Annotated in this window: 23 protein-coding genes; 8 read left to right on the top strand and 15 right to left on the bottom strand. The window is 35.4% G+C overall.

Features of this window, described 5'->3' with window-relative positions; genetic code table 11:
• Window positions 1-80 precede the first annotated feature (80 nt).
• Together NCE97_RS11945 and NCE97_RS11940 are read left to right on the top strand one after the other, a co-directional pair.
• A complete protein-coding gene (locus tag NCE97_RS11945) occupies window positions 81-1,808 on the top strand; it encodes a phospho-sugar mutase (protein ID WP_353779502.1) in 1,728 nt (575 codons plus the stop codon).
• On the top strand, window positions 1,808-3,631 hold the full coding sequence (locus tag NCE97_RS11940; RefSeq protein ID WP_353779501.1) for an ABC transporter ATP-binding protein: 1,824 nt from the start codon (window positions 1,808-1,810) through the stop codon (window positions 3,629-3,631). Before NCE97_RS11945 ends, NCE97_RS11940 begins: the two co-directional genes overlap by 1 nt.
• Here NCE97_RS11940 and NCE97_RS11935 read toward each other — a convergent pair whose 3' ends face one another.
• Window positions 3,632-5,317 carry a hypothetical protein gene (locus NCE97_RS11935; protein WP_353779500.1) on the bottom strand — a complete coding sequence of 562 codons (1,686 nt, stop codon included), beginning with the start codon at window positions 5,315-5,317 and terminating at the stop codon, window positions 3,632-3,634. It lies immediately after the preceding gene.
• A gap of 402 nt (window positions 5,318-5,719) precedes the next feature.
• Here NCE97_RS11935 and NCE97_RS11930 point away from each other — a divergent pair, with 402 nt between their 5' ends.
• The 4 genes from NCE97_RS11930 to NCE97_RS11915 all read left to right on the top strand — a co-directional run bounded on the left by NCE97_RS11930 (window position 5,720) and on the right by NCE97_RS11915 (window position 8,183).
• On the top strand, window positions 5,720-6,262 hold the full coding sequence (locus NCE97_RS11930; protein WP_353779499.1) for an RNA polymerase sigma factor: 543 nt from the start codon (window positions 5,720-5,722) through the stop codon (window positions 6,260-6,262).
• A gap of 31 nt (window positions 6,263-6,293) precedes the next feature.
• Window positions 6,294-6,788: a twin-arginine translocation signal domain-containing protein gene (locus NCE97_RS11925; protein WP_353779498.1), complete on the top strand. Its 495-nt coding sequence runs from the start codon at window positions 6,294-6,296 to the stop codon at window positions 6,786-6,788.
• A 3-nt stretch (window positions 6,789-6,791) separates the two neighbouring features.
• On the top strand, window positions 6,792-7,250 hold the full coding sequence (locus NCE97_RS11920) for a sensor of ECF-type sigma factor (RefSeq protein ID WP_353779497.1): 459 nt from the start codon (window positions 6,792-6,794) through the stop codon (window positions 7,248-7,250).
• Window positions 7,251-7,325: 75 nt separating this feature from the next.
• Window positions 7,326-8,183 (top strand): phosphatidylserine decarboxylase, encoded by an 858-nt coding sequence (locus NCE97_RS11915; protein WP_353779496.1) that lies wholly within the window; start codon window positions 7,326-7,328, stop codon window positions 8,181-8,183.
• Here NCE97_RS11915 and NCE97_RS11910 read toward each other — a convergent pair whose 3' ends face one another.
• The 7 genes from NCE97_RS11910 to NCE97_RS11880 form a co-directional block, all read right to left on the bottom strand.
• Window positions 8,184-9,266 carry a WD40/YVTN/BNR-like repeat-containing protein gene (locus NCE97_RS11910; RefSeq protein WP_353779495.1) on the bottom strand — a complete coding sequence of 361 codons (1,083 nt, stop codon included), beginning with the start codon at window positions 9,264-9,266 and terminating at the stop codon, window positions 8,184-8,186.
• 76 nt (window positions 9,267-9,342) lie between these two features.
• Window positions 9,343-9,954 carry a DUF6702 family protein gene (locus NCE97_RS11905; protein WP_353779494.1) on the bottom strand — a complete coding sequence of 204 codons (612 nt, stop codon included), beginning with the start codon at window positions 9,952-9,954 and terminating at the stop codon, window positions 9,343-9,345.
• Window positions 9,955-9,965: 11 nt separating this feature from the next.
• Complete coding sequence (locus NCE97_RS11900) at window positions 9,966-10,904, bottom strand: YHYH protein (RefSeq protein ID WP_353779493.1); 939 nt, start codon at window positions 10,902-10,904, stop codon at window positions 9,966-9,968.
• Window positions 10,905-10,954: 50 nt separating this feature from the next.
• Window positions 10,955-11,467 carry an EF-hand domain-containing protein gene (locus NCE97_RS11895; RefSeq protein WP_353779492.1) on the bottom strand — a complete coding sequence of 171 codons (513 nt, stop codon included), beginning with the start codon at window positions 11,465-11,467 and terminating at the stop codon, window positions 10,955-10,957.
• A 100-nt stretch (window positions 11,468-11,567) separates the two neighbouring features.
• Window positions 11,568-12,044 (bottom strand): Spy/CpxP family protein refolding chaperone, encoded by a 477-nt coding sequence (locus NCE97_RS11890; RefSeq protein WP_353779491.1) that lies wholly within the window; start codon window positions 12,042-12,044, stop codon window positions 11,568-11,570.
• Between the two features lie 2 nt (window positions 12,045-12,046).
• Window positions 12,047-12,364, bottom strand: a complete 318-nt coding sequence (locus tag NCE97_RS11885) for a hypothetical protein (RefSeq protein ID WP_353779490.1) — start codon at window positions 12,362-12,364, stop codon at window positions 12,047-12,049.
• 40 nt (window positions 12,365-12,404) lie between these two features.
• Window positions 12,405-12,983, bottom strand: coding sequence for an RNA polymerase sigma factor (locus NCE97_RS11880; RefSeq protein WP_353779489.1), 579 nt, complete (start codon window positions 12,981-12,983; stop codon window positions 12,405-12,407).
• Window positions 12,984-13,058: 75 nt separating this feature from the next.
• On the opposite strand from NCE97_RS11880, the gene NCE97_RS11875 reads away from it, so the two are divergent.
• A complete protein-coding gene (locus NCE97_RS11875) occupies window positions 13,059-14,270 on the top strand; it encodes an RsmB/NOP family class I SAM-dependent RNA methyltransferase (RefSeq protein ID WP_353779488.1) in 1,212 nt (403 codons plus the stop codon).
• 30 nt (window positions 14,271-14,300) lie between these two features.
• Window positions 14,301-16,166, top strand: coding sequence for an endonuclease (locus tag NCE97_RS11870; RefSeq protein WP_353779487.1), 1,866 nt, complete (start codon window positions 14,301-14,303; stop codon window positions 16,164-16,166).
• Window positions 16,167-16,198: 32 nt separating this feature from the next.
• Here NCE97_RS11870 and NCE97_RS11865 read toward each other — a convergent pair whose 3' ends face one another.
• The 7 genes from NCE97_RS11865 to dnaJ form a co-directional block, all read right to left on the bottom strand.
• Entirely contained in the window at window positions 16,199-17,077 is an 879-nt protein-coding gene (locus tag NCE97_RS11865) for a PPK2 family polyphosphate kinase (RefSeq protein ID WP_353779486.1), read from the bottom strand.
• A 2-nt stretch (window positions 17,078-17,079) separates the two neighbouring features.
• On the bottom strand, window positions 17,080-17,652 hold the full coding sequence (locus NCE97_RS11860) for a hypothetical protein (RefSeq protein ID WP_353779485.1): 573 nt from the start codon (window positions 17,650-17,652) through the stop codon (window positions 17,080-17,082).
• Window positions 17,653-17,659: 7 nt separating this feature from the next.
• Window positions 17,660-18,823, bottom strand: coding sequence for a sigma-54-dependent transcriptional regulator (locus NCE97_RS11855; protein WP_353779484.1), 1,164 nt, complete (start codon window positions 18,821-18,823; stop codon window positions 17,660-17,662).
• Between the two features lie 12 nt (window positions 18,824-18,835).
• Complete coding sequence (locus tag NCE97_RS11850) at window positions 18,836-19,660, bottom strand: mechanosensitive ion channel family protein (protein WP_353779483.1); 825 nt, start codon at window positions 19,658-19,660, stop codon at window positions 18,836-18,838.
• 7 nt (window positions 19,661-19,667) lie between these two features.
• Window positions 19,668-20,981 (bottom strand): ABC transporter permease, encoded by a 1,314-nt coding sequence (locus tag NCE97_RS11845; protein WP_353779482.1) that lies wholly within the window; start codon window positions 20,979-20,981, stop codon window positions 19,668-19,670.
• 1 nt (window position 20,982) lies between these two features.
• The gene (locus NCE97_RS11840) at window positions 20,983-21,909 is read right to left on the bottom strand and encodes an ABC transporter ATP-binding protein (RefSeq protein ID WP_353779481.1); all 927 of its coding nucleotides are present in this window, start codon (window positions 21,907-21,909) and stop codon (window positions 20,983-20,985) included.
• A 450-nt stretch (window positions 21,910-22,359) separates the two neighbouring features.
• Entirely contained in the window at window positions 22,360-23,472 is a 1,113-nt protein-coding gene (gene dnaJ / locus NCE97_RS11835) for a molecular chaperone DnaJ (RefSeq protein WP_353779480.1), read from the bottom strand.
• Window position 23,473 lies beyond the last annotated feature (1 nt).

The following is a 23,473-nucleotide window of genomic DNA, read 5'->3' as shown; positions in this document are numbered from 1 at the left end:
GTTAGGCATCAAATTAACAACACTTTACCTACAATCGTTGCGCTAATTAATTACTTTTGCAGCATAATTTTTACACATCAATGATCTACATAGAACCAGAAATTTTAGATAGAGTAAATGCTTGGCTAACACCTTCATTCGATAAGGATACACAAGAGCAAATAAAACACATGATTGCTTCCGATCCTAAAGAACTCAAAGAGAGTTTTTATAAAGATTTGGAGTTTGGAACTGGAGGCATGCGTGGTATCATGGGATTAGGTACAAACAGAATTAATAAATATACACTTGGTAAAAACACACAAGGATTAAGCAATTATTTATATACATGTTTTCCTGGTGAAAACCTTAAGGTTGCTATTGCTTATGACTGCAGGCACAATAGTAAGACACTAGCCAAAGTGGTAGCAGATGTGTTTTCAGCAAATAACATAGAGGTTCATTTATTTGAAGACCTTAGAACGACTCCAGAACTGTCTTTTGCATTAAAGCATCTTAATTGTCATTGTGGTATCGTATTAACAGCTTCTCATAATCCACCAGAGTATAATGGATACAAAGTGTATTGGCAAGATGGAGGTCAATTAGTACCTCCTTATGACGGTGAAATTATTGAAGAAATAAAGCGTCTGGATTATTCGGAAATTAAGTTTGAAGCCAACGAATCTCTGATCAATTATATCGGTAAAGCTGTTGATGATGTATTTATCGATGCCTGTGTAAAAAACGGAAGCTTTAAGACGTCACCTGAAGCTAAACAAAATCTAAATATCGTTTTCACTTCATTACATGGTACGTCAATTACAGCTATCCCAGAAACGTTAAAAAGAGCTAGATATACTAATGTAAATATAGTTCCTGAACAAGCAGAGCCTAATGGTGACTTTCCTACTGTTGCATCTCCAAACCCTGAAGAACCAGCAGCACTAAAGATGGCCATGGATTTAGCTGATAAAACAAATTCTGATATCGTCATTGGTACCGATCCAGACAGTGATCGATTAGGTATCGCTGTAAGAGATCTTGATGGCAAAATGGTTATCCTCAACGGAAATCAGGCAATGATATTAATGACCAATTTCTTGCTGAATCATTATAAGCATGAAGGATGTCTTACACCAACAGATTTTATAGGTTCCACGATAGTATCTACACCAATGATGTCTGTACTTGCTGATGCCTACAATGTAGAATGTAAAATCGGACTTACAGGGTTTAAATGGATTGCCAAAATGATCAAAGATTTCCCGGATCAATATTTTGTTGGTGGCGGTGAAGAAAGTTTTGGATTCATGGTTGGTAGTTTTGTGAGAGATAAAGACGCTGTTACGTCTACCCTATTAGCCTGTGAAATTGCTGCGCAAGCAAAAGCAAATGGTAGTTCGCTTTACAAAGAGTTGATTCAACTGTATACAGAGCACGGATTGTATAAAGAACGCTTAGTATCGCTAACTAAAAAAGGTATTGAAGGTGCTCAGGAAATAAAGCAAATGATGAGTGATGCCAGAGAGAATCCGTTAACTACGATTGTTGGCGAAAACGTAGTTCGTGTTGAAGATTATCAACTTTCAATTGCAAAAAATCTAGTAGATAACACTACTGAGAATATCGATATTCCAAAATCGAATGTGTTGATATACTACACAGACGCTGGAAGTAAGATTGCTCTAAGACCTAGTGGTACTGAACCTAAGATAAAGTTCTACATTAGCGTAAATACTGCTTTAGACAATGTGTCAGATTTTAACGCAACGGAACAAAAATTGGAAGCTAAGATTGATGCAATCCTTAAAGACATGAATCTTTAATGAACTATTTTAAACAAATACTCTATTTCGCAAAACCCTATAAGGGCTATGCTATTCTAAATATAATCTCCAATATTTTTTACGCATTATTTGGAACATTGTCTATGATTTCTCTGTTTCCTATGCTAAAAGTGCTTTTTGGAGATACAAAACCCCTAAATACCAAACCTGTTTGGGAGGGCTTTTCTAAAATCACAACATATGGGGAGAGTTATCTCAACTATTTTGTGACTCAAAAAAAGGCTGAAGGCAGTGATGATGTATTAATCTTTATGGTGATACTCATTGTGAGTACTTTCCTTTTAAAGAATCTATTTAGCTACTTGGCCATGTATTTCATCACATACCTTAGAAATGGTGTGATAAAAGACATCAGGAATGAGTTGTACGAAAAAGTGATAAGCTTACCGATTAGTTTTTATTCTGAAAAAAGAAAAGGTGATACCATGTCTAGAATTTCGTCAGATGTTCTGGAAATTCAATATTCTTTTCTATCTATTTTAGAACTCATAGTTAGAGAACCTTTGATGATTTTGTTCACCATTATTTCAATGTTCTTGATAAGTGCAAAGCTTACATTATTTGTATTCATATTTATTCCAGTTTCAGGATTCTTAATTTCCTTAATTGGAAAATCATTGAAGCGCAAATCCGATAAAGTTCAAAAAGAGCAAGGGTATTTCTTATCGATTTTAGATGAAACACTTTCTGGCTTAAAGGTCATTAAAGGATTTAATGCCGAAAAAATCTTTGGAAAGAAGTTCCAAGACTCTACCAATAAGTTCTATAGATATTCCAACAGTTTACTAAATCGTCAAAATTTAGCTAGCCCAACAAGTGAATTTTTAGGTATTACAACCATTGCAGTCTTACTTTGGTATGGAGGTCAAATGGTCTTGAAAGAACAAACGCTAGATCCTGGATTGTTTTTAGTGTACATGGGATTAGCTTATAACATTCTTACACCTGCAAAAGCTATTAGTAAAGCAAGTTATAGTGTGAAGAAAGGTAACGCTGCCGCAGAACGTGTTTTGCATATCCTTAATACGCCTTCTAACGTACAGGACAAACCAGATGCAAAAGAATTACCAGATTTTACTTCTGAAATTTCTATCGATAATATTTCTTTTAAATATGAAGATGATCTTGTTCTAAAAAACTTCAGCCTTAATGTTCCCAAAGGAAAGAGCGTGGCTTTAGTTGGCCAGTCTGGAAGTGGAAAAAGTACCATCGCCAATTTAGTAACACGCTTCTACGATGTCAATGAAGGTAGCATTAGTATTGATGGTTTAGACATAAGAGATATTACCAAGCATTCGTTGCGTAGTGTAATGGGATTGGTTACTCAGGATTCAATTTTGTTCAACGATACTGTCGCCAATAATATAAAGCTAGGCAAAGAAGACGCTACAGATGAAGAAGTCATGGAAGCCTTAAAAATTGCCAATGCCTGGGAATTTGTTAAAGAGCTCCCAAACGGTGTAGAAACTAATATTGGAGATTCTGGGAATAAACTTTCAGGTGGACAAAAACAACGCTTAAGCATAGCCAGAGCGGTACTCAAAAACCCTCCTATAATGATTCTTGATGAAGCAACTTCAGCGCTAGATACTGAAAGCGAACGTCTTGTTCAAGATGCTCTTGAGAATATGATGAAGAACAGAACATCTATTGTTATAGCTCATAGACTATCTACAATTCAAAATGCTGATAATATTGTAGTGATGCAAAAAGGTGAAATCGTGGAGCAAGGTAAACACAATGAACTTATTGCAAAAAATGGTGTCTACAAAAAACTAGTAGATATGCAAAGCTTTGAGTAACTATTGAGATCTTACCAATAGATAAGCATTCAATATTGTAATACTATCGGCAGCTGGGTTATTGCTAGCATTCCAACCAAATACATGAATTTCATGAGCATTGGTTCCTGCATTCCAGTTGACCCATGCACTTGTTGCTACACCACCTGTCTGTGTGGCTGCAAAAGTCCACCCAGAACCACTCGTTATCGGGAACGTCTGGGTACCGCCATCATGCGCTCGCAACTGAAAATTATTACCACCTAAAGCATTGGTATACCTAATGACTAGTTTTACCTGAATATTTCCCGCAGCATTATAAATAGAGGGTTCTAGAGAAGAATCCATTGTGCTTAGATCTATCCCTCCAGTGCCGTGGTTCATGTTATAAGTTCCATTAGAATAGATAGGAATAGTCGATACGGGATTTACATTATCTACCCAAGTAACATTACCAGTACCATCCGTTTGCATAATCTGTCCATCTGTTCCTCTATTGGCTGGCATGATATAGTTGTTAGTTGCATTGGTTCCAATGGACACATTACCAAGAAAATATCCCGCGAAACTTCCCGATTTCAGAGCTGTTGAATATACCCCATAATGCGTTCCGCCAGCAGTATTATTAATAATACTATAAAATCCGTATTTGTTTTCAGAAGCACTACCAGATATCGTAATGTAATTCCCATAAGATATTCCTGAAGCATTATTTACTATAGAACTGTACTCGCCACGTTTTATTCCGCCTCCAGTTCTTTGGATATTGTTATAAACACCAGTGGCTGGTCCACTTCCGTTGCCTCCCAGCAGATTATAAATAGTTCTACTATCACCAGATCCCGTAGTTGTCAATTGGTTATAAATGCTTGTTTTTGCAGTATTATCAGTCGTTGATGAAGTTATATTCAAAGCTCTGGTTTGGCTATTTCTATTCTCATTAATATCCAATCTATAATCCGTGGTATTTTGACCTAACCCCAAATTCCCTTGTGTATAGATATCATCGCTAATATCATCTGGTGCTGTGGTAGTTCCTTCTTCATAAAAATCATGATCATCATCACCAACAGTCGTCGCATCAACCCAACTCACATTCCCTGTACCATCGGTTTGCATAATTTGATTTGCTGTTCCTCGCGAACCTGGAAGAATATAATTATCCGCAACAGTCTGACCTATTGAAAACTTCCCACCCAAAAAATATCCCGAATATATATCCTGATTTGCTCCAGTGCCATTTACTGTACTATAAACACCATAAATATTACCTGTATTCCCAGCATTAGTAATATCTGCATAGAATCCATAACTATTACTATTTACACCTGTAGCTTGTCCTATAAAACTATAGACTCCAAACATATCTGTAGTCGTCGCACCTGTGTTTGGTTTAAAGACCTCACTAAATATTCCGTATCGAGTTGCCGTACCTGCACCCGAAACATTATTAAATATACCATATTTAAAGGCCGTGCCTCCTATTGCTGGTGTACTCGAATTTATAAGTCTAAGACTAAATGTACTTTCGGTTGTAGATGCCGAAGTGCTATTCACATCGACTTGAATGCCTTTTCGCTCAGAAGTAGCTGTAGCTTCAGTAACAACATCTAGTTGCGCATCTGGGTTTGTGGTTCCAATACCTACTTGAGCATTTATATTAATAAGGAAGAGGCTGAAGACGAAGAGTGGTAAAATTCGTTTCATAACTGTGCTATTTATCAATGGATTAATCTCTTAAAGTTAAAGCACAGCCGGAAATTTTTGAAATAATCTCTATTAAAACACTAAATAATTGGATTAATGACAGCGAAAACGTTGTAAATTTTTCCCTAAAAAGAAAAAAGACGACCCGAAAAGACCGCCTTTTCATAAATGCTACCAGATTTGGGGACACTGGTAACATATATAGGTTAAGCTGATGTAAACTTAGAACATAATTTTCATTTAAACAAGAAAAAAATGCATTTTATCGTACTTTTTAATCACTTTGTCGATAATATTAATTGTATATTTCTGATAATCAATTATTTAAAATATTAATCAAAAAAGTACGATATTAGATTAAACTTTTACGTTTCATATTAGTCAAAAAGCAAACTTTTCTGTTTGGATAAAGAGGTAGATTTAGTAATACGGTTGCAAAAAGCAGCTACAAAGGAAAATGCATTTAGAGAGCTCATGAAGCTTTATAAAGAGCGTTTGTATTGGCATATACGTAAGATTGTAATTAATCATGATGATGCAGATGATGTCTTACAAAACACTTTTATAAAGGTTTACAGAAGCATTGATAAGTTCAAAGGTGAAAGCAAATTGTTTTCATGGATGTATCGAATTGCAACAAACGAATCCATTACGCATCTCAACAAAAATGCAAAGCGCATGCAGATAAGTAGTGCAGAAATACAACAGCATGCTGTTAATAGTTTGAAGGCTGATGTATATTTTGAAGGCGATGCAATTCAGCACAAATTACAACAAGCCATTGCTACGCTACCTCAAAAACAACAATTGGTATTCAACATGAAATATTTTGATGATCTCAAATATTCAGAAATCTCACAGGTTCTTGAAACTAGCGAAGGTGCTCTAAAGGCATCATATCATATTGCAGTGAAAAAAATTGAAGCCTTTTTAACAGCAGATTAAACCTTTTAAGTATATTTTAGTCAAACATCCGATGAGTAACAAAGAACTACATAACATTTCTAAAACAGGCTTCAAAGCTCCTGAAGGCTATTTTGATACTGTTGAGGATAACATCCTTAATAAAATCAATAGTCCATTAGAGGGTGTTAAATCTTCTGGTTATGTAGAACCTATTGATTATTTAGATGGTATAGAGGACAAAGTATTTGCACGTTTAGATGATGATAATGGCAACGTACGAAGTTTGTTTACCAGACGCAACTTTATGTATCTGTCTGGAGTAGCAGCCGCTGTACTTATTATGTTTAGTGTATTTATTAACAGAGATAATGATGCTATAGATTCTGAAATGGTAGAAACCTACTTAGTGGAGCAAGATTTGAATAGTTATGAGTTAGCATCATTACTTAACGAAGCTGATTTCCTGGATGAGGATTTTAATATCGTTGAAGAAGAACTAGACGAAACAGAATTAGAAACTTACTTATTAGATAATATTAATATAGAAGACATTTTAGAACAATAAGCCATGAAGAAATTAATTATTCCAATACTAATCATGTTTATGAGCATAGGTGTTTATGCTCAGCCTGGAGGTCATAAAATGCGAGAAAAAGTACGTGCGCAGAAAGTTGCCTTCATTACGCAACGTTTAAACCTATCCGTAGAAGAGGCTCAGCAATTCTGGCCAATTTACAATGCTTATGAAGACAAAGTTGCAAACACACGTAAGAATGACCTTAAAGGGGTAAGACAAGCCATGAGGAATGGAGATTTATCAGAAGCTGAAGCTCAAAAGATTCTTGATCAATTCATGGCTGTAGAGGATAAATTGCACGAAGCGAAGAAGCAACTCGTAAGCGATTTAAAAAATGTAATCCCTCCACAAAAAATCATACAGCTTAAGGTAACTGAGGAAGCATTTAATAAAGAACTCCTCAACAAATTAAGGGAAATGCGTAAACAAAGAGGTGGTATGCGGAACTAATATTAACAAAATATAACATATTCTTTAACAGGTCTTTAATAGACCTGTTTTTTATTTTTTGCCAACTTAGTATCCATGCAACCTCATCATCAATCAATCAATTCAAAATTCAGGAAAACGGATAATGTAGTCCTCAGCGATAGTGACGCAGCATTTTACAAGTATTTATCTGTAAAAATATGGGGAAACATCCCCAGCCCAATCCAACGGAAACTTTCAAAAATCTACACTAAGATTTATGACACTCCACTATCTAAACAGTTTATAAAACCGTATTGTAAGTTTCATTATAACGATCCTAACTACTTGGATCAATTCAAGCCTCCTAATGGTAAAACCAGATATGAAAGTTTTCAAGACTTCTTCATAAGGCAGCTCAAAGAAGTGCCTCTTACAAGAAGTTTTTCGGTATGGCCTTGCGAAGGTTTATTATGTGATCTAGAGAAAGTAAAAGATATTAAAGACATTTCTGTTAAAGGTGATATCAGTACTGTATATAACATTTTTGGATTGAAAGAAGGTGATATTCCTGAGGATTATACATTTAGCAATGTCTTCTTACACAACAAAAATTATCATAGAATTCACACACCTATAACTGGTACTATTAGTAGAATTCAGCATATAAAAGGTGATTTAGTTGTACTCAGGCCTTGGATCTACAAACATAACCCATCCTTACCTGCGTTTAGAAATGAGCGCGTAAATATCGACATTGTTGATGGTCTTGGACGTACTTGGTATTTGTCAGTAGTTGGTGGACCAGCCGTCGGCACCATTGAATTACCAGAAAAGGTAGCCGTCGGAAATACCATTGAAAAGCTAGATGAATTAGCTTTGTTCTACCTTGGCTCTACATGTTGTATGGCTGCCCCAATAGCACCAAAACATAATGAAAAAAACAGCTTAGTTGAAGTTGGTAATACTTACTAACTACTCTCTAAATGTCAACTTACTGATACGACCTCGACCTGCTGCATAAGCAATACTATCATTCAAAAAACGAACTGTATAAAACCCTTCATCACTTAGATGTTTCCAGGTGTCGCCATAATCGTTACTATAATCAATACCTTTAAAGCCAACAGCTATAAGTTCTTTGCCACCTCGCTCTGGAATATATTGCACACAGCTTCGGTAGCCAGGGCTCTGATTTTCGGCTACTAGTTGCCAAGTCTTTCCTCCATCATCAGTTCTTATTTTATTTGCTGTACTATCTGCAGCTTTGGTATAATCACCTCCTATCGCGTATCCATTCTTTTCATCGTAAAAATCCATCGAATACATCCCAGTAGTTTCTTTTCCTTGTACAATTGGTGTATCGTAAACCTTCCAGGTGTTGCCTTTGTCTGATGAAAATAAAACTCGACTTGCCTTACCTCCTGTTGCGATCCAGGTTTTATCACCCACTATTTTAATGTTAGTATCGCTTGCAGCAAATGCTGCTTCTCCTTCTTCTGCTTTGGGTAATTTATCACAAGATACTTTCTGCCATGTATCTCCTCCATCTCTCGTAATGATTATACTAATACAACCATCAGTCGGGTCTCCCATGGCAATTCCCTCTTTATCATTCCAAAAGTCTATAGAATCATAGAATACTTTTTCGTTCTCTTCTGTATAGACCAATTCAGGTTTATTTTCATCTTTGGATATCTTATATAGTTTCGCTGGGTTTGCAATAGAAATTGCGAAGTAATTCTCAGCAGTACTTGCTATAGCTCTAAAATGTAACGGTTCGTTTTCGTGAGTAATAACATGTTTAAAATCAATACTTCCTGCTCCCATTTTTATACCTACAACTCTCAAACCCTTCTTTTTAAAGGCTCTCTTCCCTATGTGATCAGCACTTCCATAATACAAATAGTCTTTGTCAAAATCTATGGCTCTTACACTTAGTGTCGAGTCTTCAAAAATTGGTTTAATATCTACTTTGGAAAGCGTTCTATCGAGTTTTTGATCGTCTTGACAAGACAGTAAGAACAGTACTATGAGGGATAACAGGTAAGGTTTCATGATTAATTTTTTATAAAAATAGAAAAGCTTCAAGATTATACAACCTTGAAGCTTTTCAAAATTAACAAATAAACTATCAATCAATGTTAATCTGCTTCTTTTTAAAATATGCAAAGCCGATTATACCTAAGGCTATTAATATTAAAGGCATATAATAGATACTTAGACTACTATTGCTTTTGGCAATCACAGTTTTATCAGAGCTACAATGGGTTGATGATTCACTCAAAATACAGTTAGATTGTTTTCCGTCTAACTCTATCGTCACTACGTTCTGTAAACGTTTATAAATCTCAGTAAAGCTATTTACAGTAATCTCGTAAGACGGACTTTCCATTAAAACTAAGTCTAAATGAAATGTCAATGTCGCATCGTGTTTATTCAAATCACTATCAATCAAATCGAACTCTATCGTATTACTATCAATCGAAAATATTATCGTCTCATTGAAGTATGTTTCAAACGTATCTAAGTAATTTTCGAGCTTAATAAGTTTAGCATCTTTCAGTTTTGGTTCTAAAACCTTGAGCAACTGTATTGCTGTCATTGGTGTAAAATGCACTACCAGTTCTTGTTTTTCATCATTAACCACAATGTTATAATTAACCTCATTGGGATTATGCGCAACGGCTGAATAACGCACCATGAAAAATGAAACTAAAAGCGCCATGTATGTTAAAAGTTTCATGATATCGTGTATTAGAAATGACTAAAACTACTATCTGGCGTTCCTGAAAAACACAATGGCATGGATGGGAAATTATCGGTAATGACATAAAAGTATTCGTTATCCGATTCTGGAGTCTTTCCGAAGCGCCCGTTGCATTCATCCAATTCTGAATTATCACTTATATATTCGTAATCTTGAAAGTAATATCCATCTGGGCATCCACTCGGCGCCGATAAACCATCTCCTCCTCTATCCTCAGTTTTTAATTGGTAGCCACTTTCTTGTACTACGATAGTGGTACCATCATCCGCATAAGCATACTTATAATAGATAGGAAATCCATCTGCAGCATAACCTACTTTAATCATTTGCGTGCCATCTACAGACAAATCTTCTAGATATGCAGATGGTGTTCCATGATAATGGTAACGACCTGTTGGCTGTACATGGGCATTATTACAATCTAATCCCAAACTTGTTTGAGACTGTAGCGTTGTAATATTCCAGTTCATATTTGTGCCTCCCGAACCCACAAAGAATTCAGCTGTAAACGGTTCTACAACTGCTCCTGAAAACAAGATTGCTGTCGTATACCCCTGACCTCCAGTTATTGATACAGCCAATTGAGGATTGGTTGTAGTCGAAAAGGTTTGATTTACGACATCAATTGTATTTGGATTGCCCGAGTTTGGAAAAACACCAACATTATGACTTACAATACCATTAATTGTAATACTTCTGGTAGTTCCATTGATGGTTTCTTGGTAATGGCTTGTAGTATTAAGTTCGTTTTCAATGTCCACACTACATTGGGTAGGGTCTAAATTGATTGTAAAAATGCTTGTTGTATTTGTACAATCTAGAGCTTCTGCATCGTTATTCGGATCTGTGTCGTCACTATTGGAACAAGCCGCAAAAACAAAAACTAGAAGTTCTAATAGGAGTATGAGTTTGATCATCTTTTTCATTGCTTATATATTTAAAGGTTAATCATATTTACAGTTAATTGGTTGTGCTATTACTTACCTCCTTTTGGAATTGAATTTGAAGTAATCTCTAATTCATCTTTAATAATAAATCCGTCACCATTTACATCTATTTTATCAAAGTGCGTCTTTATGGGACCTTTAGCTTCTTCTTTTGAAATTTTGCCGTCTTTATTAACATCTAATGTTTTGAATACATCTTCATTGCTTGGTTGAGATTCCTTAGCCTTTTTATTATCCATCCTTCCTTTTCGTTGAGATCTGTTATTTCTAGGTTTAGGAGCTTTTTCAAGTTCTTCTTTAGTAATAAACCCATCATTATCAGAATCTACCTTATTAAAGTGCTCTGATAATGGTCCTCTAGCCTCTTCTTTTGAAATCTTTCCATCCTTATTTGCATCTAAGTGTTTCATTATTTGTTCTGTTGAAGGCTGTTGTCGCTCTCCTCTTTGACCTCCTCTGTCTGGTTGAGCATTAATAGCGAATGTCCCAAAACAGAATAATGTCATCAAGGTTATCCACATACTTTCATTGCTTTTTTTCATTGTATCGATTTTAAGGTTATGTATATTGAGATGCACTTCTGAAAAAAAACTTGTGCTATCATCAAAAAAAAACTCTCAATGATTGAGAGTTTTTTAATTTTTAATGTCTTGGCGGCGGCCTATCTCCTTTTGGCCCAGGCCCTCTTGGGCCTCTTGCTCCTCGCCGAAGCGCGTCCTTCATTATGGTTTCAAACTTTGCTTTTTGTTCATCGTTACATAGCGCTCTAACCTTTCGAAGATGATGAAATAATTTGGCGTCTTTTTCTTTTTCTAAATCGCCAATTATTTTGGTCAAAGAATCAATATCCCTTTCATCTATACTATCATTTCCTATTTTCGAAAATAACTCATCCTTATGTCTTCTTATTTGATGAGCAATATGCTGCATTTGATCAAAGTGTAAATCACTCATTACCCTAAAGTCTTGCATTTGCTTTTCACTGAACCCTAACTCTTTAACCATAAAAAGCTCTGGTTTCTGTCCTCTCTTTTTAGGCTTATCAAAAAATTGATACAAGAAGAATCCGTTTGCAATTATTAAAAACCCAAGTAATATGTATAGTATTCTATTTTTCATGGTTAGTTAAATTGTATTTCATTGTTTTCGCTTTCAGACAACCCATACATTTGAGCAATGCTATCAATCTCTTCATTATAGTTACTTGTATTCATTTGAATGTAAGCAATAACATTCAAAACAATAACAGCAACTAATAGTGTAAGTTGTAATTGAGGAGAGAACCAATTCCATGCAGTACGTGGAACTTCAGATTTTGCATTAGCAATTTGCTGCATCACTTTATCTTTAAAAAAAGGCGATGCATCAACGGACTCAATAGAATCTATTGATTGAAATGCTTTATCTACGTTTTGGAGTATTTCTTTATCCTTATCCATTGTTTTTATATTTAGATGCAACGTTTCAAAAAAACTTGCGCTATCCTTTATTTTTATAATAATCTTCTAATAGTTTCTGCAAATTCTTTTTTGCTCTAAACATCAAAGATTCTACAGAAGACAGACTTTTACCAACTATTTCACTTATTTCTTTATAGCTTTTGCCATCTATCTTATGCAAAGTAAATACAATACGTTGGGCATCAGGCAAACAGTTAATCGCTTTAAAAATGATTTCATTTTCCTGCTTTTGCTCTAGCTGAATTCCTGGGTGATTAAATTCCGTGAAATAATTGGTCTTATCTATTGGTGTTTGATTCCCTGTAATAGATTGTAAAAAAGCAAAACGTTTCTTGGCGTTTCGCTTTCTGATTAGTTCCAAACATTTATTGGTCGTTATCTTATATATCCAGGTCGATAATTTGGAGTCGCCTTTAAACTTATTGATAGAATTATAAACTTCGACAAAGACCTCTTGAGCTACATCTTCAGCATCTTCCTTATTTGGTATGAAAGACAGGCAAGTATTGAAAACCTTATGCTGAAAATCATCTAAAAGCTTGCTATAAGCCGAAGGTGCACCTTCTCTTAAGTCTTTTATGAAATCTTCTCTGCTCAATTAAAGGGTTTATTTAGCAAAGTAAGGAAATTAATTGACGAATAAAACGTACATTTGCACGCTTATTTTTATCTGATGCGTTTACACAGAAATCTTTGTTTTGCAGTTATTGACGGTTTGCACCAAATCTTCAATGAGGATATGTATGCCGATAAGGTAGTGCAAATGTTGTTGAAGAGAGACAAACGTTGGGGAAGCAGAGATCGAGGCTTTATTGCTGAGACTGTTTATGAAATAGTCCGCTATAAACGTCTATATGCTGAAATCGCTAATGTAAAAGCACCTTTTTCAAGGGATGAGTTGTGGCGCATTTTTGCAGTTTGGGCAACATTAAAAGGGATTAGATTACCCGATTGGAAGTACTTTACTTCTACGCCTTCTCGTAAGATAAAAGGCAAGTTTGATGAACTTTCAAATACTAGAGTCTTTAAAGAGTCTATACCAGACTGGATTGACGAAGTAGCGGTTTCTGAACTTGGTGAATCGCTTTGGTCCAAAGAGCTCACAAAACTAAATGAACAAGCTGAAGTTATTTTGAGAACCAACACGCTCAAGATTTCAAAAGAAAAATTACAAAGCATTCTATTTGATGAGAATATTGAGACTGAATTCATCAAAGGTTATCCAAGTGCATTAAAGCTTACGCAAAGAGCGAATGTCTTTAAAACTGAAGCTTTTAAAAAAGGGTATTTTGAAGTGCAAGACGCTTCGTCTCAGTTAGTAGCAGATTATCTAGGCGTAAAACCAGGCATGAAAGTTGTTGATACTTGTGCAGGAGCTGGTGGTAAGACACTTCACCTTGCATCATTAATGGAAAACAAGGGTCAGATTATTGCTATGGATATTTATGAAAGTAAGCTTAAGAAGCTTAAAATCAGAGCTAAGCGAAATGGTGTTCACAATATAGACATGAAGGTTTTAGACTCAACTAAACCTGTTAAAAAACTATATAACAAAGCCGATCGCGTGCTTATCGATGCACCTTGTTCTGGCTTAGGTGTACTAAGACGAAATCCTGACTCTAAATGGAAGTTACAGCCTGAGTTTTTGGATGAGATTAGAGATGTGCAGCAACACTGTCTTCAGCAGTATTCCAAGATGGTAAAGCCTGGAGGTAAACTAGTATATGCTACATGCTCTGTATTACCTTCTGAAAACCGAAATCAAGTTGATAAATTCTTAACATCCGAATCGGGAAAAGACTTTACTTTTGCAAAAGACAACAATGTGTTTGCCCATCAATCTGGTTTTGATGGTTTTTACATGGCACTTTTAGAGAAACAATAACCCAAATCGAGAACATTATTAACATATAATATGAAACAATTTTACATTTTATTCATTTTAATAACATCAGTTGCATCGGCACAAATTCCTGCGAATTATTATGATGCGATAACCACACAAACAGGCTTCGATCTAAAGACTGCATTGCGTGACATTGTCACCAATGGGCATACTGCTCGTTCTTACGACCAGTTATTTGACGGTGCTGGTATTAGTGGATCTCAAGGTTACGTTGATACACACTCCGACATTAATGTGTCTTCTGGGAATAACTATGAAAATGATGGTACTGTATTAGATTTTTATTCTGAAAACCCTACGGGAGCAGATCCATACAATTTTACTCACAATGTTGACAATGGTGGAAACCAAACTCAAGAAGGTGATTGCTACAACAGAGAGCATTTAATTCCGCAATCGGTTTACAACAGTCAGTTCCCAATGCAAAGTGATATTCACTGTGTTATCCCTACAGATTGTAGAGTAAATAACTTTAGAGGAAGTTTACCTTTTGGTGAAGTAGCTTCGGCCAACTGGACTTCAATGAACGGTTCTCTTAGAGGGTCTAGTGATATTGTAGGTTATTCGGGTACTATGTTTGAACCAATTGATGAATTCAAAGGTGATATCGCAAGAGCATTGTTATACTTTGCTGTTCGTTATCAAGATGATGTAGATACATATACATATGATATGTTTAATGGTACTGAATTTCAAGTGTTCGAAACTTGGGCTTTAGATATGCTACTAGATTGGCACTATAATGTTGATCCTGTTGATCAACGTGAGCGCGATAGAAACAATGCTGCTTATGATTTCCAAGGAAATGCAAACCCTTTTGTAGATCATCCAGAATATGCTAATCTAATCTGGAACCCTGTAACTGATACTGAAGCTCCTACAGCTCCAACAAACTTATTGACATCGAATCCTACGGATAACACTATAGATTTAACTTGGACTGCTTCAACAGATAATATTGGTGTGGCATCTTACGACATCTATGTAGATGATGTGAATACATTCAATACATCTAATACGTTTTTTACTGCAATAGGATTAGATCCTGATACGAACTATTGTTTTGAAGTAAAAGCTAAAGATGCGGCTGGAAATGAATCGGCGTTTAGCAACGAAGCTTGTGAAACGACTACTGATAACGGTTCTACTGGAGGAAATATTGATCTTTTTATTTCTGAATATGTTGAAGGTGGTGGTACAAACAAAGCTTTAGAAATTGCCAACTTCACTGGAAGTACTGTAAGTTTAGCTGATTACACAATCAGATTAGCTTTCAATGGGAATGATTTTACTACAACTTACAATTTCCCTAATGGTGCACAAATCACTAATGAAGATGTTTATGTTGTTGCTAATAGTGGATTAAATAGTGCTTGTCAACCAGAACAGGACGATGTCAATAACTCTATAACTGGATTTAATGGAAATGACGTTGTTGGACTGTTCAAAAATGGCATCCTTATCGATATTATCGGTACTGTTGGTGACGATACTGACTTTGCTCAAAATCTTACTTTAATCAGAAACGAAACGGTTGACAGACCAAATACAACATACACACCTTCTGAGTGGAATGTTTTACCACAAGACGATTGCTCTGATCTTGGTCAGCATAACCAATCTTTGAGTGTGATTGAAGAAGAGTTTCAAAACTTTTCTATCTATCCTAATCCTGTTAATGGACATACATTCAATATTTCTATTACTGATAATGTAAACATTGTTATGTACGATGTTCTGGGTAAACAGGTTTTAAAATCTAACGTGACACCAGAAAATAATTCTGTAGATGTCTCGAGATTAAACAGTGGTATTTACCTTGTGAAGATTACTTCAGGAAATCGATTCATCACGAAGAAACTAATTAAACAATAATAAAAAAAGCGACTTTAAAGTCGCTTTTTTTATTATTCATTATTAAGCTGCTGCCTATACAATTCTATGTTGGCTTGCTCTTCTTCTCCAAGCACAGGCTCTTTGATATCGTCGTATTGCTTGAGCGTATCATATAATATCCTAGCTACAATATATCGTGCAGTAGGTTTATCATCAGCAGGAACGGTGTACCATGGTGCGTGCGGTTTTGAGGTTCTATTTATAGCATCTTCATAACACTCTTGATATTTGTCCCAAAGTTTGCGCTCCTTGAGATCTCCTGCTGAGAATTTCCAGTTCTTTTCTTCTAAATCTAAACGTCGTAGCAAGCGATTTTTTTGCTCGTCTTTGGACAGATTCAAAAAGAATTTAAAAATTATGGTACCATTTTCTGCAATGTGCTTTTCAAAAGCATTGATTTGCTCAAAACGCTTATCCCAAAAGGCATCATTAATATCTGAAACGTCATTAACTCCAGGAATATTTTCATTCATAATATAATAAGGATGCACTCGCGTTACCAGCACATTTTCATAATGTGTTCTGTTGAATACACCGAACTTTCCTCTGGCTGGTAAGGCAATATAATGTCGCCATAGATAATCATGTTTCAACTCCAATTCGGTCGGTACTTTGAAGCTATGAACTACAACCCCTCTGGCATTAAAATCTTTAAACACTTCACGTATGAGACTATCTTTACCTGCGGTATCCATGCCCTGTATACAAATTAAAGCAGCATATTTACCATGAGCATACATCTTGTCTTGTAGTTTCCCTAACTTCTTTCTGACTTTTCTAAGTTGATCTTTTACTTCATCTTCATCTTCTCCCAAATCGAAAGTTGTTGATCGATCCTTCAAAGCAATCTTTGAAGCGACTTTAAAATCTTCTATATAAATATCTTTCATGATTAATTTCTTTCTCTAAGTATGTCCAAATTAATTATTTTTTCAGAATCAGTACTCGCTGGCTTATAGTATAGGTTATCAAAACTAATGGCCGATTTCCCTTTTTGTATTTCAGATTTGACAAAATCAGTCAGTTGCTTTTCACTTTCAAGTGATAGACCGTAATAATCAAAAACTACAATATCTCTTTTTTGAAACTCACAAAGAATCGAAAACAACTTTCCGTGTCCACATCCAAGCTTTTGTAATTGGTAATATGGTTTAATTCCGAATCTAGAAATCAGTTTTTCAATTTCATCATCTGAATATCCAAACTTTTGCTCCAAATATTTGCGTACAGTGATTGGTTTTAAAAAATCAAACACACTTGTTTTTAACTTAACTGGAGCTAAATATATGGAATCATCAATTCCTTTAATTACTTCTTTCATTCTTGAGACTCCCCAATAGCCATTCGTTCCATCTTTAGGTATTGGAACAATCTCGACCCAAAATCTAATCATCTCTCCTTTACCAAGAGTAAATTCTGGAATTCGGAATTCTTTTATATTGAAAGTGTTGCTTTGTAAAAGCATATATTACTTACTTTGAAGCAAACAACTTCACATCGCTTTCGCTTACTTCACTTTCTCCAAGAATGATAAGGCGCTCTACAACGTTTCGTAGTTCTCTGATATTTCCTGTCCAATCATAATCCTGAAGCATCTTTGTTGCTTTTGCTGAAAATGTCTTTTTAGCGGTTCCTTGTTCATTTGCAATCTTACTCGAGAAATGCTCTATAAGTAATGGAATATCGTCTCTTCTATCATTTAATGCAGGAACTTTAATAAGAATCACAGCGAGTCTGTGGTATAAATCCTCACGGAACTTACCATCTTCGATTTCTTTCTTAAGATTCTTATTCGTTGCTGCAACTACTCTTACATCAACTTTAATGTCCTTGTCACTACCAACACGCTGTATTTTGTTTTCCTGCAATGCTCTAAGTACTTTGGCTTGCGCGGATAAACTCATGTCGCCTATTTCATCCAAGAAAATAGTTCCTCCATTGGCAGCTTCAAACTTTCCTGCTCTGTCTTTATTAGCAGATGTAAAGGCTCCTTTGACATGTCCGAACAATTCACTTTCAATAAGCTCGCTCGGAATTGCAGCACAGTTTACTTCAATCATAGGTCCTTTGGAGCGTTCACTCTTTTGGTGTAACCAGTGAGCAACCAATTCTTTTCCTGTTCCGTTTGGCCCAGTGATAAGCACTCTGGCATCTGTAGGTGCTACTTTATCAATCATGTTTTTGATTTGAGCAATTTCCTTGCTCTCGCCTATCATTTCGTAGTTTTTGCTAACCTTCTTTTTGAGGCGTTTGTTTTCTACGACGAGTTCTTTTCTATCCAGGGCAATTCGTACTGTATTGAGTAAGCGATTAAGGTCTGGTGGTTTTGAAATATAATCGAAAGCGCCCAACCTCATCGTGTTGACTGCTGTATCCAAATCGCCATGACCAGAAATCATTACCATTGGTGTTTCTGGTTTTAGCTTTTTAACGGCTTCAAGTACCTCAACACCATCCATCTTAGGCATCTTTATATCGCAGAGTACGAGATCGTAATCGTCTTTCTTAATTTTTTCTATACCAGCAAGGCCATCTTCTGCTTCATCTACCTGATATGTATCACTTTCTTCGGATAATATCTTAACCAGCACCCTTCTAATGGCAGCTTCATCTTCAATAATTAATATTCTTGACATGTATAATTTCTTCTATGTATTAATAATATGTATATCGCGTTGTGGGAACGGAATCTGAATGTTATTCTCCTTGAATTTACTGTAAATCTTATATCGTAATTCACTCTTTATTAAAGGAACATTAAAACTATCGCTAATATAAAAATGTAACCTAAACTTTAGAGCACTATCTCCAAAATCCTCGAAAAAAACATTGGGTTCGGGGTTATTTAAAATAGCTTCATCCTGGACTGCAATTCCCAACAGTAACGCTTTCACCAAGTCAATATCTGTGCCATAAGCTACACCAACATCTACAAATTCTCGGGTAACCTCGTTGTTTTGTGTCCAGTTGTAAAGAATTTCATTGAGGAACTTATGATTAGGAATCACAAGAATCTTGTCATCATGTGTAACAGCTTTAGTGGTTCGAAGGTTAACTTGGGTTACTTTACCAACTTTACCGCTAATTTCAATGATATCATTGACGGTTACTGTTTTATCAACAAGTATAAAAATTCCAGAAATAATGTCTTGAAATAGCTTCTGCATCCCAAGACCTATACCAACAAATAATGCTGTAGACGCTGCTAGTAAGGCCGTTATTTTTACTCCAGAAGCATCTAGAGTCGTAATAATAACTATGGTGAATATGATATACTTTAAGAACGTAAATACAGTCTTAAAGCGATACTTATCATCGTCTTCTAAACGTTTAGTAGCGACGACTCTGATAAATCTTAGAACAAAATGTGTAATTAATAAAGTTGCAACCAATAATACAATAGTCCCTATTGTTATTGTTACTCCATGATTGTCATATATTACCTGTGATAAAAATTCCCTTATTTCTTTCATTAATTATTTAGTACTTCATCCACTTGAACAATTCCTTGTAGCTTGGTTTCTTGCCATACATCAAAATACCTACTCGGTAAATTTTGGCAGCAAACCAAACTGTGAACATAAAAGTACCAATTAACAATAGCAATGACAAACCTTGTTGCCATAAAGGTACTCCAAATGGAATTCGCATAAGCATAACCACTGGAGAAGTCAATGGAATAAAAGAAAATACTGTCGAGACCGTTCCATGTGGATCTTCTATAACAGTAAACACACCAACATATACTGCTAATATCAAAGGCATTAATATTGGCATCATAAACTGTTGTGTATCTGTTTCATTATCTACAGCAGCACCAATAGCAGCATATAAAGAACTGTATAGTAAGTAGCCTCCAATAAAGAAGAAAATAAATGCTACAATAAGATTGGCTATTGGTAAATTGTAAATAGATTGTATTCCTGTTTCTATAAAGCTTTGGGCTTCTGGAGCCTGCATAGCCTGATTGATCATTTCTTGTTGCTGGGATTGTAATTCTCCAACATTAATCCCCAAAATGGCTGAAACAGCAAACATAGCTATACTTCCAAGTATGACCCAAATAACGAACTGTGTTATTCCTGCTAATGAGGTTCCTATGATTTTCCCCATCATAAGTTGTACAGGTTTTACTGAAGAAATAATTATTTCTATAATTCTACTCGTTTTTTCTTCTATAACACTACGCATTATCATATTACCATAAATGATAATAAACATGAATAGTAAGTAGCCTGCTATACCACCAAAGGCGAGTTTAATGATATTATCTACCTTAGATGTTTTCTCTCCTGTGAAGCTTTCCTGAGCTATATCTACATCTAATTCTGAAGATTCTATTTTCTCTAAATCAACACCTTCTTCTATAAGTTTTAAATCCGTTAGCTTGTCTTCAAGCTTATTCTCTAAATCAGAAATAACACTGAACGACGGCGTATCTTCTGAAAAGAATTTAATTTGTTTTGAAAGCTCATCAAGGTTGGAATTGTCTGCAATATGTAATAACCCGTACTCTTCTTTTTCTTTTACTAATATCTTTGCATCTTCAAGAGAGATATTACTTAAAACATTATACTTTGTATTATCTGTATTGGTAAATATTTGTCCTATCTGACCTGTTTCATCCAAAATCGAAATGCTGCGTTCCTTATTATTATTCAACTGTGTTAAATAAGCTACTACAGCTATCAAAGCAATCATAATTAGAGGACTCAAAATCGTCATAATGATGAATGATCTATTCTTAACCTTAGTTAAGTATTCTCGTTTTATTATTAAGGGTAGATGATTCATTTTAATTGTTTTGAACGGTTTTAATAAAGATATCATTGGCCGAAGGAATGACTTCTACAAAATGATGCACTTCTGCTTGTGAGGTCAAGAACGATAGTAAATCATTTGATGAATCATTCTCGTTGAGTTTTACATTCAACTTAATATCATCATTAAGGTTTCTGAACGTTGCTGGTAAAACTTCGTACTTATCGTTAATAGCATTGAGCACTTGTTGAGAATTTGGTGTTTGGAGACCAACTTCAAAAGTATTAGACTTATATTGACGTTTTATGTCTGTAAGCTTTCCATCCAAGATTTTGTTTGACTTATGAATCAAAGCAATATGATCGCACAATTCTTCGACAGATTCCATACGATGTGTCGAAAATATTACTGTTGCGCCTTCATCTCTAAGCTGAAGAATTTCATCTTTAATGAGCGTTGCATTGATAGGGTCGAATCCTGAAAATGGCTCATCAAAAATTAAAAGCTTTGGTCTGTGTAATACCGTTACAATAAACTGAATCTTCTGTGCCTGACCTTTACTGAGCTCTTGAATCTTCTTATTCCACCAATCTCCAATTTCTAACTTTTCGAACCAATGCTTTAATCTAGATTTGGCTTCAGATTTAGATAATCCTTTAAGTTGTGCAAGGTATAAAGCCTGCTCACCGACCTTCATGGACTTATACAGTCCACGCTCTTCTGGTAAGTAACCAATATCCTTGATGTGTTCTGGTTCAAGTAAGCTACCATCCAAAAACACTTTGCCTTCATCTGGCATTGTGATTTGATTAATAATACGGATTAGAGTGGTCTTCCCTGCACCATTAGGTCCTAGTAATCCAAATATGCTTCCTTTGGGTACATTAATGGATACTTTATTTAGTGCCCTAAAATCCCCAAAGTTCTTAGAGACCGATTCGGCAACTAATAAATCGTTCATAAAAGTGTTATAATGTTTTAGTCTTGCGGTAAATATACCAAATGTTATAGTTATGTTAAAGGGTTTTATGCAATAACTACAAGGTTTCTAAAACGTTGAACAAAATTGTTGGTTGAATGGTTAGTAAATTTGTGATTATCGATGTAGAATATCTTCATACTTATTGATTTTGATTGATGATTTTTTTGCGCACACTGAAATTGTACAAATTGCTTCATAAAACAACTTATACGGTATTTAGTGTAGCAAGAGCAAGTTTAATAATCTATTACCTGTAAAGGTTAACAACTATCAACTTTTACTCTTAAAAATGTTAAACAAAGCCTTTAAAAACAAAACCCACCCTTATGTGAATAAGGATGGGAAAAAATTGCTATGAAAAAGAAAAATTACCACTAAACCTAATTAGTGATAATTCAAATATAGTGTTTTTTGTTAAACAAAACGATTTTAAGAAAACATATCTTTCACCTTTTCAAAAAATGATTTGTCCGAACTCGCAGGTTTTGGTTCGAAATGCTCGTCATCACGCATGCTCTCGAAGAATTCCTTCTGTTTTTTGTTTAACGTTTTGGGTGTCCAGACGTTTACATGCACCAATAAATCACCTTTTCCGTAACCATTGATACTAGGAATTCCCTTACCGCGAAGGCGCAATATTTTGCCAGATTGCACTCCAGGTTCAATCTTTATTCTCACTTTTCCGGTAACGGTATCAATCTCTTTAGAAGTACCCAAAACAGCATCTGGTAAACTTACATAAAGGTCATAATGAAGGTTATCTCCTTCTCTCTTTAAAGTGTCATGATCTTCTTCTTGGATAACGACTAATAAATCTCCCGAAATTCCATTTCCTGGAGCTTCATTACCTTTTCCTGTGACCTTAAGTTGCATCCCATCTACAACACCAGCAGGTATTTTTACTGAAACTGTTTCTTCAGATACTTGAAGCCCTTGACTATTTGCATCAGAAGGTTTTTTATCAATAACTTGCCCAGCGCCTCCACAAACATTACATGGTGATGCGGTCTGCATTCTTCCTAGAATAGTATTGGTAACTCTGGTCACTTGGCCAGTTCCATTACATGTAGAACATGTTTTGTATGTAGTTCCTGGTGCTTGTACTTTTCGTTTTACCTTAATCTTCTTCTCTACACCATTAGCAACTTCATCTAGAGAAAGTTTTACACGAATTCTAAGATTAGAGCCTTTAATAACTCGTCTTCCTGAGCCACCAAAACCTCCAAAGCCACCACCAAAAGCACCACCAAAAATATCTCCAAACTGGCTAAAGATGTCATCCATGTTCATTCCGCCTCCGCCGAAACCACCTGCACCTTCAAATGCAGCATGTCCAAACTGATCGTATCTTGCCTTTTTATCTGCATTACTCAATACCTCATAGGCTTCAGCTGCTTGCTTAAATTTTTCTTCGGCTTCTTTGTCATCCGGATTTTTATCTGGGTGATACTTTAAAGCCATTTTCCTATAGGCTTTTTTTATTTCGCCTTCAGAAGCTCCTTTATTGACGCCTAATATTTCGTAATAGTCTTGTTTTGCCATG

This window comes from Winogradskyella sp. 3972H.M.0a.05, from assembly GCF_040493455.1.
Taxonomy (GTDB): domain Bacteria; phylum Bacteroidota; class Bacteroidia; order Flavobacteriales; family Flavobacteriaceae; genus Microcosmobacter.
Note: the sequence above shows the minus strand (reverse complement) of the source record. Positions and strands in the feature narration are given on the sequence as shown.

What these genes read in the sequence shown, in the direction of transcription:
- NCE97_RS11945 (WP_353779502.1), top strand. Translation starts at nt 81, where the DNA reads ATGATCTACATAGAACCAGAAATTTTAGATAGAGTAAATGCTTGGCTA.
- NCE97_RS11940 (WP_353779501.1), top strand. Translation starts at nt 1,808, where the DNA reads ATGAACTATTTTAAACAAATACTCTATTTCGCAAAACCCTATAAGGGC.
- NCE97_RS11935 (WP_353779500.1), bottom strand. Translation starts at nt 5,317, where the DNA reads ATGAAACGAATTTTACCACTCTTCGTCTTCAGCCTCTTCCTTATTAAT.
- NCE97_RS11925 (WP_353779498.1), top strand. Translation starts at nt 6,294, where the DNA reads ATGAGTAACAAAGAACTACATAACATTTCTAAAACAGGCTTCAAAGCT.
- NCE97_RS11920 (WP_353779497.1), top strand. Translation starts at nt 6,792, where the DNA reads ATGAAGAAATTAATTATTCCAATACTAATCATGTTTATGAGCATAGGT.
- NCE97_RS11915 (WP_353779496.1), top strand. Translation starts at nt 7,326, where the DNA reads ATGCAACCTCATCATCAATCAATCAATTCAAAATTCAGGAAAACGGAT.
- NCE97_RS11910 (WP_353779495.1), bottom strand. Translation starts at nt 9,266, where the DNA reads ATGAAACCTTACCTGTTATCCCTCATAGTACTGTTCTTACTGTCTTGT.
- NCE97_RS11905 (WP_353779494.1), bottom strand. Translation starts at nt 9,954, where the DNA reads ATGAAACTTTTAACATACATGGCGCTTTTAGTTTCATTTTTCATGGTG.
- NCE97_RS11900 (WP_353779493.1), bottom strand. Translation starts at nt 10,904, where the DNA reads ATGAAAAAGATGATCAAACTCATACTCCTATTAGAACTTCTAGTTTTT.
- NCE97_RS11895 (WP_353779492.1), bottom strand. Translation starts at nt 11,467, where the DNA reads ATGAAAAAAAGCAATGAAAGTATGTGGATAACCTTGATGACATTATTC.
- NCE97_RS11890 (WP_353779491.1), bottom strand. Translation starts at nt 12,044, where the DNA reads ATGAAAAATAGAATACTATACATATTACTTGGGTTTTTAATAATTGCA.
- NCE97_RS11885 (WP_353779490.1), bottom strand. Translation starts at nt 12,364, where the DNA reads ATGGATAAGGATAAAGAAATACTCCAAAACGTAGATAAAGCATTTCAA.
- NCE97_RS11875 (WP_353779488.1), top strand. Translation starts at nt 13,059, where the DNA reads ATGCGTTTACACAGAAATCTTTGTTTTGCAGTTATTGACGGTTTGCAC.
- NCE97_RS11870 (WP_353779487.1), top strand. Translation starts at nt 14,301, where the DNA reads ATGAAACAATTTTACATTTTATTCATTTTAATAACATCAGTTGCATCG.
- NCE97_RS11865 (WP_353779486.1), bottom strand. Translation starts at nt 17,077, where the DNA reads ATGAAAGATATTTATATAGAAGATTTTAAAGTCGCTTCAAAGATTGCT.
- NCE97_RS11860 (WP_353779485.1), bottom strand. Translation starts at nt 17,652, where the DNA reads ATGCTTTTACAAAGCAACACTTTCAATATAAAAGAATTCCGAATTCCA.
- NCE97_RS11855 (WP_353779484.1), bottom strand. Translation starts at nt 18,823, where the DNA reads ATGTCAAGAATATTAATTATTGAAGATGAAGCTGCCATTAGAAGGGTG.
- NCE97_RS11850 (WP_353779483.1), bottom strand. Translation starts at nt 19,660, where the DNA reads ATGAAAGAAATAAGGGAATTTTTATCACAGGTAATATATGACAATCAT.
- NCE97_RS11845 (WP_353779482.1), bottom strand. Translation starts at nt 20,981, where the DNA reads ATGAATCATCTACCCTTAATAATAAAACGAGAATACTTAACTAAGGTT.
- NCE97_RS11840 (WP_353779481.1), bottom strand. Translation starts at nt 21,909, where the DNA reads ATGAACGATTTATTAGTTGCCGAATCGGTCTCTAAGAACTTTGGGGAT.
- dnaJ (WP_353779480.1), bottom strand. Translation starts at nt 23,472, where the DNA reads ATGGCAAAACAAGACTATTACGAAATATTAGGCGTCAATAAAGGAGCT.